The organism is Pseudomonas sp. Pse35 (genome assembly GCF_024519715.1).
Classification (GTDB): domain Bacteria; phylum Pseudomonadota; class Gammaproteobacteria; order Pseudomonadales; family Pseudomonadaceae; genus Aquipseudomonas; species Aquipseudomonas paracarnis.
In genome coordinates, this window is sequence record NZ_JALJRP010000046.1 from 18,698 (window position 1) to 34,102 (window position 15,405).

The following is a 15,405-nucleotide window of genomic DNA, read 5'->3' on the forward strand; positions in this document are numbered from 1 at the left end:
GAACTGGCGGGCGATGCAGGGATTGTAAGGACAGTTTTCAGTGGGGCCTTGTCGCCAAGCGACAACTTCTTATAGCGCCAACCCGTGTTTTTCGCGGGTTTACGCCAATGCGACAAATAGCGTCGCAATGGCGCAGTTTAAACGCTGCGGCAGGTTTACGTCAGGATCATGCAGCGAAAGGGTTGGCGCGCCCTGACGATCTAACCGCGCCTACCTGAGTTCCGGGCAGCACGGCCTGATAAGCAAGGGAGACAAGCGCAAGATCTGCAGATTTCGTTGCGGGCATCACTATATATGCTCCCGCCCTGCATCAAAGTTGGTGTGATGTCGCTGCCTCAACTCAATGAAGATCCAGCCCATGCCCACCCCAACTCAAACCTCGCTCTCCCAACACCTCGCACAAGTCGCAGCCGTAGTGCCCGCCGAGGTCAACCCCCGCCTACCGAAATGGCTAGGGAACGCCTCAAGTGCCCGGCGCCAGGCCCTGAAAAACAGCCCAATTGAATTCGCCGATTGGTATGGCGATGCCAACCGCACCCAGCAAGCTCCCGCCAAGAAGGCCCTGGAGAACAGTTGGAAGGCACAAAACCAAGTCGACAGCGCCCTATCCACGCTCCAATCCCCGCAGGCATTTGCCGCCCCCTTGCTGCAGCAGGCACTCAAGCAGCAGTACGACGCCGACTGCGACGTCAGCGCTATTTACCTGCGCTTGTATATCCCACAGACCACACCGCTGCTTCCCATAGAAACTGGCGCCAAAACCTGGACCGTTTCACTGGTGGAGGCGGCATTGCACAACTTTGATGCGGACGAAAGCAAGCCGACGGCATATGCCCCAGAGTCGACATTCATTACTCAGCCCTCCGCCACCGGGCAATTCAACACGCTGCCCCAATTACGCGAGAAAATCAGCATCGCGCAATTCATTGGGTTATGCCGCACGCTGGATGTCGGCAAGCAATACCAGCGCTACCTCAAGAACCTTTTGGGCTTCAATGACGCGGCGATCAAGGCTCAACTGCGCCAAAAGGTCATCAACAGCCTGAAAGCCGACGCCCAAGCCAGCTTGTATATGGCGCAGCTGAAAAAAGATGTATCGCCCCAAGCGTTCAATGCACTTCGCAGCTTTCTCAAAAACCTGATCGGCGACCTGAACGGCAGGCCGTTGCTGTGCCATGACCTTAGCCTGATGAACGCCCCCTTGACCGGCATCGTGCTGTTCGCCGCCGACCTGGAGTCCAATCGCAGCGCCGTCCCGATGGTGGCCTACATTCCGGGCGACCCGCAATCGCCGCTCAAGTATTACGCCAACGGTCAGGCTTTCATGCAGGACCTGGCGAACAAACTGCGCAGCGCCGACTATCAGGCGTTTTTCAGCCGTTTCGTCAGGCATGAACAGCGTGGCTACTTCTTTGCCGATCTCAACAGCCGCTTATCACAGGTCGTCTGGCACGAGCATGTTTCGGGCGACCCCCGCCCTGTCTGGCGTGACGAACCTGTGGCCAAAACCAACCTGCAATTCTATGCGACGAAAATCACCAACGACCTGTACGAGCACCTGTATGAGAACAAGCTTGATAAGTTGCTCAACGATGCTCGCGTAACGGCCATTCCCACCGCCGACGCTGACAGAAATGCTCGCTGGCGGCACTGGGAGGTTGTGCAGAAAATCGGTGAAGCCATTCTCGAAATCGCCGCCTTCATCGCAACACCCTTTGTTCCGCCGCTGGGCTTACTGATGCTCGGCTATACCGCCTATCAACTGCTCGACGATGTGTTCGAAGGCGTGCTCGACTGGGCCGAAGGGCTCAAGCGCCAGGCATTCGGGCACCTGATGTCAATCCTTGAGCAAATGGTCCAACTGGGGATGTTCGCGGTCGGCGCACCGATAGCCGAAAACCTGTTGCGACAGACGCTACCGAAGGCGCTATGGGACTTCTTTGACAGACTCACTCCGGTGACCACCGACCGTAAAACCCGTCTGTGGAACCCCGACCTGGCGCCCTACGCCCACGACATTCAATTGGTTCCAGGGTCGCGCCCCGGCCCGCAGGGATTACATGCCCATCAACAAAAGCAGATCCTGGCGCTGGACGGGCAATATTTCTCCATCAAACAACCCTCGGGCAACGCTAGCCTTGAACACCCTACGCGCCCCCACGCCTACCGCCCACGCCTACTGAGCAATGGCAAGGGCGCCTGGTTGACGCCCGTGGATCGCCCGTTGACCTGGAATCGCACCACCTTGCTACGCCGGCTCGGTCCATCTGCCGAAGGTATCAGCGAAGCCGGTCTTGAAAGAGCCAGTCGCATCAGCGAGACCAATGATGACGTCCTGCGCAAACTGTACATGGACCACCAACCGCCGCCGCCGCTGTTGGCCGACACACTCAAGCGCATCCGGATCGATGAGCAGTTGCAAACTTTCATCGACCAAATGAACAGCGATGACCCTGCGATGTATCAGAAGGCTGATACCCAAACGCAACTGTGGCTGCTGAGCCAGACGGGCCTATGGCCCGAATCCAAGACCCTGCGGTTTCTCAACGCCAAAGGTGAAACCGTCTGGGAGCACAAAGGCCATAAAAACGCCGCCGTGGCACAGATACACGAAGCCCAGATGAACAACGGCGATTTGCTGACGATCGTGCTGGAAACCTTGAATGAGTCGGAACGCAAAACCTTGCTTGAAGAGCCGTTCGGCCCCACGCCCACCCTGCCTGCACGCACCGCCAAACTGCGCAAACAACTGGCACGCGCAGCTCAGAAAAGCCGCGCCTCGCTGTTCGACTCGCGTTATCGCGGGCTGGAGATAACCGCTGACGCACGCCTGCAAACCATCATCGACGCCGCGCCCGGCCTGCCAACGAGCGCCGCCGAAGACGTATTACGCTGCTCCACCGGCCAGCAGTTGCTGGACATCGACCAAGGCAAGGTACCCGCGCCGGTACTTGAGCGAGCACGCTGGGCCGCTCATCACGTTCGAATCAGCCGGGCGCATGAAGGGTTGTACATGACCGCTCTGGAAAACAGCGACACCCACCGCCTCGCCCTGCACTCGCTGGAAAACCTGCCGGGCTGGTCGCCGTCTGTGCGCCTGGAAGTGCGCGATTTCAAGCAAACCGGCAAGCTGCACGATGCGATCGGCGCTCCTGAAGCACCGATCAAACGCACCCTGGTGCGTACCATCGACGGCGAGTACATCCCCGAAGACGAAAAAGGCATGGTGCTTGCCGAAACGGATTTTTACACTGCCGTCCTGCAGGCCCTGCCTGACACTCAGCGCGATGCGCTGGGCATTCATATCGGCCAGGGTCCGTTGTTGCGGCAAACCTTGAGCCAGCGCCCCCTGACACGTGAAGCGCTCGGCGCGTTGTTGGCCCAGGATCCAGTGCGCAAACCTGCCTACGACCCCAGGCTGATGCGCCTGCCCGGCGGCATGGAAGGCTACCCCGCCACACCGCCAGAGGCCGGCAACACCCCCGAATTGGCGTTGTTACACGAGCTGTACCCTGGCCTGAGCCCGCAAGAGCTGGCTCAGACACTGGACATTTTGAACAGCCATCCCAGCACTCCCTTACAGACGCTCCGCTACCTGAAAAACGAGCTTTTACGACTCAAAACCGATCTGATGGCCTGGCGCTCGACCCTCTTGCAGGCCTCTCTCAACACCGATGCCCCGCTGCCCCCTTCCACGGTCGCCGAAGCGGAACTGCACCGCTGGATATGGACACAAGAACTGCTCCGCGGCTGGCGTCATGAAACGCCGATCGATACTGACCACGCAATCGGACGCACACTGAACCTTGGCTACCCCATACACGGCGAACTGCCTGTACTCAATGCAAACTTCGATCACATTTCCAGTTTGACGCTAAAGGGTTACCCCACTACCCGGGGAGCGCCAGGTTTCCTCACCCACTTCCCCAACCTACGTACGTTGCATCTGAGCGACGTTGCCCTCAACACAATTCCTCCCGAGGTCATCGCACTTTCTCACCTTGACAGACTGACGCTGCGCAACTGCAACCTGACCCTGCAAAACCGCGCAGACCTTGATCCATTCACAGGACTCAAAAGTCTGGACCTGTCCAACAACAATCAGCTGTCACGGTCTCCCAACCTCGGGCACATGCCTGAACTACAGACGCTGAACCTGAGCGGAACCCATATCTCCCTGTTTCCCGAGAACTTGCTCAATCGCCCCCAACTAGTCAGCGCCGATCTGAGCAACAACTATTTGAGTCGGCTGCCTGATTTGATCTTCCAACTGCCAGGCAATGCCGCCAAAGCCTTTAACCTGTCAGGCAACGGGTTCTCACGCGCCACGCTGCAGAGGATCAAAGCCTATTGCCAGATAACCGGCGAACATTTTGGTGCTGATGCCAACCCCGCGCAGCGGCTTATGGTGCAAGCGCTTTACCCCAAGTACAGCGTCGACCAGGCGAATAACTTCATCTTCAGGCTGCCCGGCGGCCTGGACGACTCAATGGCACACTTGGTGCGCTTGAAAGCGGACTACGAGCGTCTTCAAGCCGATTTGCAGGAATGGATAGTGAGTGTGCCGGCACAGCATCCGCTTACGAGGGCACCCCTGGACGAGCAAGCGCAGGCTCAGCAGCAGTTGGTGCGAGACGAACTCAAAACAGTGCTGGAAGCAGCTTGGCGACGGGAAACCGCTCTGGACTCCGACCAAGAGCCGCCCGCCGCCTCCCATGAAATGGAAGTGACGCTGGCGCCGCTAGGCGATCTACCGTCATTGAATATCGATTTCGAGCACATTTCGAAGCTGGAATTGAGAGCAGAGGAAACTACGTCGATTCCCCAGGGATTTCTCGAGCACTTTCCCAACCTGGAAAGCCTGCTGATCTACCGCTATGCCTTGAACGACATTCCTGGCGCCGTGTTCAATCTACCCAAACTCAAGTCACTGAGCCTTGCAAACAGCCATATTCGCTTGACCACCACCAGCGCCGACGCCCTGAGCGACCTGCAAAACCTTGAGTACCTGGACCTGAGTCATAACCCGCTGGGCGTCGCGCCCGACATCAGCAAAATGTCGGGGCTGACAGGTTTGATGATCGAAGAAGCTGGCCTCACGCAAGTGCCGAACGGAATATTCAACCTGCCATCGCTTGATCAAGTGAGCTTGCGCAATAACCAGATTAGCGAGCTGCCCAGCGACCTCCTTGAAATGGATGCAGACAGAGCCCAGGGCTTCGACCTCAGCGGCAACCCGTTCTCGCCCGCGGCGATCGCCATGCTGCGCAGTTATTACAACCGCACGGCGGTAAGTTTCGATGTACCGGAAGCTTTACAACCCCCGCCGATCAATCCCAACCAGGACTCCGTCAGCGGTGGACCCGACACAGAGGGCGATGAATAGCCCGCCGCTCAACCGCGCTCGGAGGGCACCGACGACAACTCGAACGGGCTGCTGCTGCGCCGTTGGTTGCGGTCTTCACGGGGAGTAGCGCCGAAGAAGTTACGGTAGGCGCTGGAGAAATGCGGCCCCGAGGAGAAGCCGCACGACAGGCCGATCTGGATGATCGACTTGCTGGTTTGCATCAACATCTGGCGCGCCTTGTTCAGGCGCAGCTCCAGGTAATACTGGCTGGGAACGCGGTTAAGGTACTGCTTGAAGATGCGCTCCAGCTGTCGTCGTGACACGCACACGTGCTGGGCAATTTCATCGGTGGTCAGCGGCTCTTCAATATTGGCTTCCATCAGCAACACCGCCTGGGTCAGCTTCGGATGGCTGGAGCCCAGGCGGTTTTGCAACGGAATGCGCTGGCGCTCGCCGCCCTCACGGATGCGCTCCACCACCAATTCTTCAGACACGGCACCGGCCAACTCGGCGCCATGGTCACGGGCCAGTACCGCCAACAGCAGGTCAAGTACCGACATGCCGCCGCAAGCGGTCAGGCGATCACGGTCCCAGTCAAACAGGTGGCTGGTGGCGATGACCTTGGGGAAACGCTCGGCGAAATCGTCCTGCCAGCGCCAATGCACGGCAGCACGATAACCATCCAGCAAACCAAGCTGGGCCAATGGGTACACGCCTGCCGATAACCCGCCTATCACGCAACCAGCCCGAACCAGTTGCTTGAGCGCGGTGCTGAGCTGGGAGGCGATGGCGGCAGGCGGCTCATCCGCCAGCAGGAACAGTTTCTGAAAACCTTCCAGCTTGCCGGCCCACGGCTCGCCCGGCAGTTGCCAGGCCCCCTCGGTTTGCGGCTCGGCCTGCAGAAACGACAATTCGTAGACCACATCCGGATGTACCCGCTGAGCAACGCGCAAGGCCTCCTCAGCCAGCGCAAGCGTGAGTGCTTTTGTGCTGGGCCAAATCAGGAAACCAATTTTGTGGGCGGTCATGGAGTGCTATCCGGAGCGAAAACGGTGAAAGAAGCTGTGGGCCAATGCTAGCCCGTAATCAACTACAAATCCCAAAACAAACACAGATCAAAAGTGGGAGCTGGCTTGCCTGCGATGGCGGTGGGTCAGTTAACACATCATTGGCTGATGCATCGCTATCGCGGGCAAGCCAGCTCCCACAGGGAATCGGGGCTTACCTCAAGACTGCGGAGCATGCACTATCCCGGTGCACAAAAGCAGTCTTGATTATTTCAAACTGCCAGAGAGGAACTGCTGCAACCGTTCCGACTGCGGGTTCACCAGCACTTCCCTCGGATTGCCACGCTCTTCAACAATGCCTTTGTGCAAAAACACCAACTGGTTCGACACTTCCCGGGCAAAGCCCATTTCGTGGGTCACCACCACCATGGTGCGGCCTTCCTGGGCCAGGTCCTGCATGACCTTGAGCACTTCGCCCACCAACTCCGGATCCAGCGCCGAAGTAGGTTCGTCGAACAGCATCACCTCAGGTTCCATCGCCAGCGCGCGAGCAATCGCTACGCGCTGCTGCTCGCCACCGGACATGTGGCCCGGGAACGCATCCTTACGATGGCCCACGCCGACTTTGGCCAGGTAATGCTCGGCCTTTTCACGGGCCTCTTTCTTCGATATGCCCAACACGTGCACCGGGGCTTCCATCACGTTTTCAATCGCGGTCATGTGCGACCACAGGTTGAAATGCTGGAACACCATGGACAGGCGTGAACGCATACGTTGCAGTTGCTTGGGGTCGGCGGCCTTCATGGCGCCGTCCTTGCTGGCCACCAGTTTCAGCTCTTCGTTATTGAGCAGAATCTTGCCGGCGTGGGGCTGCTCCAGCAGGTTGATGCAGCGCAAAAAGGTACTTTTGCCCGAACCGCTGGAACCGATGATGCTGATCACATCACCGGCGGCGGCGGCCAGGGACACACCTTTGAGCACTTCATGACTGCCATAGCGTTTATGCAGGTCTTGGACTTCAAGCTTGTACATGCGGTCGGTTCTCACAAAAACAGGTGGTCAGTCGTTGAGCAAGCGCCCGTGACGCAGCGCTTCGCGCCCCGCCACCTTGGCCAGCCAGAAACCCGCTTGGGCATAACGTAGCCGTTCAACGGCAAACAACACCCCCGAGGTGCCCGCGCAAATAGTGCTTACGCGGTCAGTCAGGGGGTCAATCACTTCAAAAATCTCGTCGCCGGTTTCTACCCAGTCGCCCGCTTTACGCAGGTAACTGATCACCCCGGCATGGGGCGCGAACAGCAGCTCGGTGCCCTCAAAAGGCACACCTTCGCAAGGTTCGTGTTGCGGCGCAGGCCACTCGCCCTTGATCAAGCCTTGTTCGGCGAGGAACGCAAGGATGCCTTCGGCGTGGAAGATGGCTTCATCACGGCCGGTGTCGGCCTGGCCGCCCAACTCCAACGTCGTTGCCAGGCAGGCCAGCGGAATCTGCGCCTGCGGGAACATGCGCGACAAACGCAGCCACGGCAACGAGCACGCCTCGTCAAACGAACTGCCGCCGGAATCTTCCGCCAGCAGGCCGACCTTCACATTCAGATGTGCCGACAGCGACCGCCACTGCGGCCAGTGTTGGGGCAGCGCGTACATGTGCAGTGCGGCTTCGGCGTCGCAATGCAGGTCCAGCACCACATCGGCGGTGCAGGCATGGCTCAGCAGGATACGCTGCATGCCTTGCAACTGGCTGCTCGGCTCGGGCAAGGCGGCCAGCGTATCGCTCATGGCCTGGCGAATCATGCGCACATTGGCGTGCGGGTCATCACCCAGTTTGCCTTGCAACAATGCACCGACCGGCTCGCTCAACTCAACGAAGTCGCGATTGAAGTTCTTGCCGCTGCCCACTTCGAAACGCCCCTGGTGGCTGCCCTGCAACAGCTGGCCAAGGCCCATCGGGTTAGCCACCGGCACCAGCTCGATCACGCCGTTGAGGGCGCCCTGCTGCTCCAGCTTTGTGAGGCGTTTTTTCAGTTCCCACGCGGCACGCATACCCGGCAACTCATCGGCGTGCAGGCTGGCCTGGATATAGGCCTTGCGCTCGCCGCTGCCAAAGCGGAACACGCTCAGTTGGCGCTCGCAGCCCAAATGCCCCCAGGGCAGCAGATGATCGATACGTTCCATATCAGTGCTTCCGTGGAGCCAGGTAGCTCAGCCAGCGGCGCTCGGCCAACTTGAACAGGCGCACCAGGATGAAGGTCAGGCACAGGTAGAACACGCCAGCGGTGATATAGGCTTCGAACGGCAGGTAATACTGGGCATTGACCGTACGCGCGGCACCGGTGATGTCGATCAGGGTAACGATGGACGCCAGGCTGGTGGTCTGCAGCATCATGATCACTTCGTTGCTGTACTGCGGCAGCGCACGGCGCAGGGCCGACGGCAACAGGATGCGGCGGTACAGTTTGTAGCGCGACATGCCCATGGCCTTGGCCGCTTCGATCTCACCGTTAGGCGTGGCCTTGAGGCTACCGGCGATAATTTCGGCGGTGTAGGCGCTGGTATTGATCGCAAACGCCAGGCACGCACAGAACGTTGCGCTGGACAGCAGCGGCCACAGGAAGCTTTCGCGCACCACTTCGAACTGTGCCAGGCCGTAGTAGATCAAAAACAGCTGCACCAGCATCGGCGTGCCGCGGATCACGTAGGTGTAAAGCCAGGCCACGCCGTTGACGATCGGCTGCTTGGACACGCGCATCAAGCCCAGGGGCAAGGCCGCGAGCAGGCCGAAGAACAGCGAGATAGCGAGCAGTTTCAGGGTGGTCAGCAAGCCGCCAAGGTACAGCGGCATGGCCTCCCAGATGACGTTGTAGTCGAAGATCATAGATCAGCCGCCCTTACGCCTACCGAGTAGCGCTTCTCAAGGTAACGCAAGGCCAGCAACGACACGCTGGTGATCACCAGGTACATCGCCGCCACTGCGAGGAAGAAGGTAAAAGGCTCGCGGGTGGCGTCTGCCGCCTGCTTGGCCTTGAACATCATGTCTTGCAGACCTACCACCGAAATCAGCGCGGTGGCCTTGGTCAATACCAGCCAGTTGTTGGTAAACCCGGGGATCGCCAGCCGAATCATCTGCGGCACCATCACCCGGAAAAACACCTGGAAGCTGCTCATGCCATACGCCAGGCCGGCTTCGGCCTGGCCCTTGGGAATGGCCATGAAGGCGCCACGGAAGGTTTCCGAGAGGTAAGCGCCAAAGATGAAACCCAGGGTGCCGATACCGGCGGCCAGGGGGTTCAAGTCGATATAGTCGTCAAAGCCCAATAGCGGCGCGACGCGGTTAAGCAAGTCCTGACCGCCGTAGAAAATCAGCAGGATCAGCACCAGGTCGGGGATCCCGCGGATCACCGTGGAGTACAAGTCGCCCAGCCAAGCCAGCCAACGTACCGGCGACAGGCGTAGCGCGACCCCGATCAGACCCAGAACAATGGCCAAGGCCATGGACGACAAGGCGAGCTGAAGCGTCAACCAAGCGCCATCGAGGATAACGGCCCCGTAGCCTTTCAACATGATTCAGGTCCTCGAAAAGGGGGATGAAAAAATGGCGCAAACTTCAGGATGACTGTTGCTTGCGCCATTTCGGACAGACAGCTGCGATGAGTTACTTGGCGTCAGCGCCGTAAATATCGAAGTCGAAGTACTTGTCCTGGATTTTCTTGTATTCGCCGTTGGCACGGATTGCAGCGATGGCCGCATTGATGCGCTCAAGGTTTTCCTTGTCGCCTTTGCGCACTGCGATGCCGATACCGTCGCCGAAGTATTTGGCTTCGGTGAACGATGGGCCTACAAACGCGTAGCCTTTGCCGGCGTCGGTTTTCAGGAAACCATCTTGCAGCAGGGTGGCGTCAGCCACGGTACCGTCGAGACGACCGGCAGCCACGTCCAGGTAGATTTCGTTCTGGGTACTGTAACCCTTGATATCCGCACCTTTTGGCGCCAGGACTTCACGGGCGAAACGATCGTGGATCGAACCGCGCTGCACACCGATCTTCTTGCCTTTGAGTTCATCCAGGCTGTCGCTGACGGTGGTGCCTTCCTTCATCACCAGACGCGCTGGGGACAGGTAGTAGCGGGTGGTGAAGTCCACGGATTTCTTGCGGTCTTCAGTGATGGACATGGACGACAGGATCGCGTCGATCTTGCGCACTTTCAACGCCGGGATCAGGCCATCGAATTCCTGCTCGACCCAGGTGCACTTGACGTCCATCTGCTTGCACAGCGCATTGCCGATGTCGTAGTCAAAACCGACGATGCTGCCATCCGGTGCCTTGGAGGCAAACGGAGGGTAAGCCGCTTCGATACCAATTTTCAGCGGCTTGCCTTCGGCGAAAGCCTGCATGGACAGCACGGACAGCGCCAGGGCGCCCAACAGCACGAGTTTCTTCATCTTGGGACTCCATCGGTATAGGGCAAAAACAGCAGTATGAGCCATGGCCCACGATGCGGCGAAGGTGTAACCGAATAGCGGTGCTGCGTCCTGCGCGGGCGACACCTGCGACGACGAGCGAGTGATCGGCATTCTAACGACAGGCCGGAAGCCGATATTTCCTCAATGCGACAACAATTTACAGAAGCACTGAGAAAGCGGTTCCAACACATTGACAGCCTCTGAATTTTATGCAGAGACAAAAGATATTAAACCTGATGATGCTGCAAATTGCGGGCCTATTATTCGCAAACCCTTCTAGCACGGCAAGTCTGGCGTTTAATCTTATTTTTGGGGGTGTCTAGAACGCGGTTTTTCGGGGCGGGGGCGTGGTCCATTGCCCCAGCTTTGTGCGGGTGGTTACACATTTGAGCGGGCCGGTAACATTCAGAAACGTCCTACCGGGAAAACCGATATTTATTGGCTTGGTCGTGATGCGGCTCTGTCAGACCGCCACCCACACCCCTTTATGAAATGCGATCTGAACTGTGGGAGCTGGCTTGCCTGCGATAACGGTGTATCAGCCAAAGATGGGCTAACTGATAAATAGCTATCGCAGGCAAGCCAGCTCCCACACTGCATCTCGGTGTTACATGGCCCCCCCACAAAAAAGCCCCACCCGGCTTGCACCGAATGGGGCTCTGTCCCACCTACCCCGCTTACGCGACGTTCATGGTCTTGTGCGTTTCAATCAAATGCGCCACCACGCTTGGATCTGCCAAGGTAGAGATATCCCCCAACCCATCGTATTCAGCCGTGGCGATCTTGCGCAAAATGCGCCGCATGATTTTCCCCGACCGTGTCTTCGGCAGCCCCGGCGCCCACTGGATCACATCCGGCGAGGCAATCGGGCCAATTTCCTTGCGCACCCAGTTCTTCAGCTCCAGGCGCAGTGCTTCGTTGGGCTCTTCACCATTCTTCAACGTGACATACACATAAATGCCCTGCCCCTTGATGTCATGCGGCACGCCCACCACCGCCGCCTCGGCGACTTTGGGGTGCGCAACCATGGCGCTCTCGATCTCGGCAGTACCCATGCGGTGGCCGGACACGTTCAACACGTCATCCACACGGCCAGTGATCCACCAGTAACCATCCTCATCGCGACGTGCGCCGTCACCGGTGAAGTACATGCCGCGGAAGGTCTTGAAGTAGGTGTCGACAAAACGGTCATGGTCGCCGTACAGGGTGCGCGCCTGGCCTGGCCAGGAATCCAGAATCACCAGGTTGCCTTCGGCGGCGCCTTCGATGATGTTGCCCAGGTTGTCCACTAGCGCCGGCACCACACCGAAGAACGGCCGTGCCGCCGAACCCGGCTTCAACGCATGGGCGCCTGGCAGTGGGCTCATCAGCGTGGCACCGGTTTCGGTCTGCCACCAGGTATCGACGATCGGGCAACGGGATTGGCCGACGTTCTTGTAGTACCAGTCCCAGGCTTCCGGGTTGATCGGCTCACCCACCGAGCCCAACAGGCGCAGGCTGCTGCCGTCGGCGCCTTCGCAGGCTGCGGTGCCGGAAGCCATCATCGCGCGGATCGCGGTCGGTGCGGTGTAGAGGATATTGACCTTGTGCTTGTCGACGATCTTCGCCACGCGGGTGATGTCCGGGTAGTTCGGCACGCCTTCGAACAGCAGCGTGGTCGCGCCATTGGCCAGCGGGCCGTAGACGATGTAGGTGTGGCCAGTGACCCAGCCGACGTCGGCGGTGCACCAGTAGATTTCGCCTGGGCGATAGTCGAATACGCGCTCGTGGGTCAGGGCCGCATAGAGCAAGTAGCCACCGGTGGTGTGCTGCACACCCTTGGGCTTGCCGGTAGAGCCGGAGGTATAGAGGATGAACAACGCTTCTTCGGCGCCCATTTCTTTTGGCGCGCAGACGGTGCCCGCCACTTTCATCAGGTCTTCGTACCAGATGTCGCGATGCTGGTTCCACTTGATCGCGCCATTGGTGCGCTTGCACACGATCACCTTCTGGATGCTGCTGGTTTCCGGGTTGGTCAGTGCGTCGTCAACGTTAGCCTTAAGCGGAATTTTCTTACCGGCGCGAATGCCTTCGTCAGCGGTAATCACCACTTTCGACTTACAGTCGATGATGCGACCGGCCAGGGCTTCTGGGGAAAAACCGCCAAACACCACCGAATGGATCGCGCCGATGCGGGTACAGGCCAGCATGGCGACCACGGCTTCGGGAATCATCGGCATATAGATAGTCACCACATCGCCGCGGTGCACGTCCTGGCCGCGCAAGGCGTTGGCGAACTTGCAGACTTCTTCATGCAACTCGCGGTAGGTGATGTTGCGGCTCTCGGCAGGGTCGTCGCCCTCCCAGATGATTGCGATCTGGTCGCCACGCTCGGCGAGGTGACGGTCCAGGCAATTGTAGGAAACGTTCAGGGTGCCATCGGCGAACCATTTGATGTCGACATGGTGGTCGTCGAAAGAGGTCTGCTTCACCGCGGTGAAAGGCTTGACCCAGTCAAGGCGCTTGGCTTGCTCGCGCCAGAAGCCATCGGGGTTGACCACCGACTGCTGGTACATGGCCTTGTAGGTCGCCTCGTCGGTCAGCGTGTTGGCTGCTACTTCGGGGCGAACGGGGTACAGGGAAGCCGCACTCATCTTTCTTACCTCGGTGACATAGTTGTTGTTGTATGGCCCCTGTTGTAGCCGGGGTGGGCCTATAGAACCATTCGACGATGGTAGTAACAAGACCCTACAAATTGCCCTGCTATGCCTTTTCACCGCTCTGGCCCGCGTGCTGCGGCGGCTGGCAGGTTTCTGAAAAAATCTTGATTGAGGGATTGTTACAAAAACCGCCAAAAGTGTTTATCAAAACTACGGGTATATGAATATAACCGAGGCGCCTAAAATCAACTCCGCCAACAAGGCACTCTGATTAACAACGCAACAGCCCCCACGAAGGCAACGTTAATCCGAACTTCCCAACTTTTAAGTGACACACGCGGCCTCACAAGGGCCCCGTGCCCCCTTTCGCCCTGAAGAAGGTAATGAAGAAATGAAAGCGTTATTAGTGATCGCCCTGAGCAGCTTGTGCGCCACCGCCGCCCTGGCGGACGAAGCCCCGACTGAACTGGCCGGCCAGAACGCCCCGATTGTCGAGAACTACACCTATAGCACGCACTTGGATGTGGCCAAAGTCTTGTCCATGAGCAGCATTCCAGAAGTCTGCGAAGTTGTACCGGTGAAGATGGAATATGAAGATTCTCAAGGCCAGCGTCATATTCTCAACTATCAAGTAATGGGCAATGGTTGCTCTAACGGCTAACAGCCCTTGCTTCGCCCCATCAAAATCCATGTCTATAAAGTAATCATTGTTGCGACGAGGAGCATTATCTCGGGCGGCTACTCCAGCCCTCAGTGATGACCGAGCCACTGCTCCTTCCCGCATATGATTTTTTTACTGATAAATACCTCACATAATTCCAATTACTTCTTTAAACCTGTCAACTCTGACAGTTACCTCAGTTTTAAGTGCGTGTTTGAATGAGACTCCGAGTTTGTCATGCCTGTCGCATCAAGAAGGATGCGGCAAGACAAATATCATACGCAACGACTGAGGAGCAAAAACCATGACGATTTTAAAAAAAGACCCGCGTGATTTAGCTAAAGCGACAGGAAGCGGGAGTGCGGTCATCCATTTCAAAGAGATCCGTGGTGAAGTTGACCAGAGAGCAGCTTATTTGTATTTTTTACCAAAACTTTCAAGCTACGACAGTTACGTTCAAATCACCATCCTGCGTGAGGAGTTCAACCAAGGCGCAATCCCCTTACCCTCAGACAATGTACAAACCTATATAAAACTGGGCACTTCCGCGTGGAGCGCCAATGCGGGAAACGTTAAATGCGACTGGGATGAAAATTCAGGCCGTGCCACAGGTACCTTTGAATTAATTAACTCGCAAACCGAAGAAAAAATATCTTCCGGTAATTTTGATGTGACATTCCCGGTTAAAAAGTAACGCACCCTCGCGGGGGCAGTAAATGCTGTAGCCCCCCTCCTGCCTCCGTATCTGTGAGCCAGATCGAAGCGCATTGGCATCACAAGCGTCCAGAGATCGCGAAAGCATCTGCGCACCAATTAAAAATCGCTCAAGCAACAATCCCCCTGCAAACCCTTGCCGTGGCTGGAAAAATCTACATTCAGCTCCTCCACTGCGGTCATCCACCACAACACAAACCCAATTTTTTCCCTATAATGCGCGGGTAAATCGGGCCTGCAATATCCCTTTACACAGGGATGAAGAGCCAGACCTGAGGCATCCCGCGCGAGCTTGCACCTGCTGCTGCGCCCCTCAAGCCTCACGCAGAGCACCCGTAGCCCTATTCCGTTTAATGCGTGCGCTAGCTGCAACAAACGATTCCTTAAGATCCACCGCGGCCCTAGGGCCGTGTGAACACCCAACCATCCGGTTTCACACGGGCACCTTTGAGCCCTCACGCAGGAGACGACACGTCATGCTGAGCTGGGACGAATTCGACAAAGAAGAAGAAGGCGAAGTAGCCGCCAAAGGCGCCAACGCCGGCCACGCCACCGAAGCCAACATGGACCGCCTCGACGGT

Annotated in this window: 10 protein-coding genes; 3 read left to right on the forward strand and 7 right to left on the reverse strand. The window is 57.9% G+C overall.

The annotated features are described in order from the left end of the window. Positions 1-358: 358 nt before the first annotated feature. Positions 359-5,386, forward strand: a complete 5,028-nt coding sequence (locus OC445_RS25170; protein ID WP_198790618.1) for a leucine-rich repeat domain-containing protein — start codon at positions 359-361, stop codon at positions 5,384-5,386. Between the two features lie 8 nt (positions 5,387-5,394). Here OC445_RS25170 and argR read toward each other — a convergent pair whose 3' ends face one another. From argR to acs, 7 genes are all read right to left on the reverse strand, one after another. Continuing rightward, positions 5,395-6,375 carry a transcriptional regulator ArgR gene (gene argR / locus OC445_RS25175; protein ID WP_034128470.1) on the reverse strand — a complete coding sequence of 327 codons (981 nt, stop codon included), beginning with the start codon at positions 6,373-6,375 and terminating at the stop codon, positions 5,395-5,397. Positions 6,376-6,621: 246 nt separating this feature from the next. After that, a complete protein-coding gene (locus OC445_RS25180) occupies positions 6,622-7,386 on the reverse strand; it encodes an ABC transporter ATP-binding protein (RefSeq protein ID WP_054922314.1) in 765 nt (254 codons plus the stop codon). A gap of 27 nt (positions 7,387-7,413) precedes the next feature. Continuing rightward, a complete protein-coding gene (locus tag OC445_RS25185) occupies positions 7,414-8,526 on the reverse strand; it encodes a succinylglutamate desuccinylase/aspartoacylase family protein (protein ID WP_054896742.1) in 1,113 nt (370 codons plus the stop codon). A 1-nt stretch (position 8,527) separates the two neighbouring features. After that, positions 8,528-9,226 carry an ABC transporter permease gene (locus OC445_RS25190; protein ID WP_003193625.1) on the reverse strand — a complete coding sequence of 233 codons (699 nt, stop codon included), beginning with the start codon at positions 9,224-9,226 and terminating at the stop codon, positions 8,528-8,530. Then, positions 9,223-9,912 (reverse strand): ABC transporter permease, encoded by a 690-nt coding sequence (locus tag OC445_RS25195; RefSeq protein ID WP_003193627.1) that lies wholly within the window; start codon positions 9,910-9,912, stop codon positions 9,223-9,225. Before OC445_RS25195 ends, OC445_RS25190 begins: the two co-directional genes overlap by 4 nt. A gap of 91 nt (positions 9,913-10,003) precedes the next feature. Then, a complete protein-coding gene (locus OC445_RS25200) occupies positions 10,004-10,789 on the reverse strand; it encodes an ABC transporter substrate-binding protein (RefSeq protein WP_034128472.1) in 786 nt (261 codons plus the stop codon). A gap of 698 nt (positions 10,790-11,487) precedes the next feature. Continuing rightward, positions 11,488-13,443, reverse strand: coding sequence for an acetate--CoA ligase (gene acs / locus OC445_RS25205; protein WP_005790645.1), 1,956 nt, complete (start codon positions 13,441-13,443; stop codon positions 11,488-11,490). Between the two features lie 397 nt (positions 13,444-13,840). On the opposite strand from acs, the gene OC445_RS25210 reads away from it, so the two are divergent. Together OC445_RS25210 and OC445_RS25215 are read left to right on the forward strand one after the other, a co-directional pair. Further along, positions 13,841-14,110, forward strand: coding sequence for a DUF2790 domain-containing protein (locus tag OC445_RS25210; protein WP_054896740.1), 270 nt, complete (start codon positions 13,841-13,843; stop codon positions 14,108-14,110). Between the two features lie 304 nt (positions 14,111-14,414). Beyond that, a complete protein-coding gene (locus OC445_RS25215) occupies positions 14,415-14,804 on the forward strand; it encodes a hypothetical protein (protein ID WP_054896739.1) in 390 nt (129 codons plus the stop codon). Positions 14,805-15,405 lie beyond the last annotated feature (601 nt).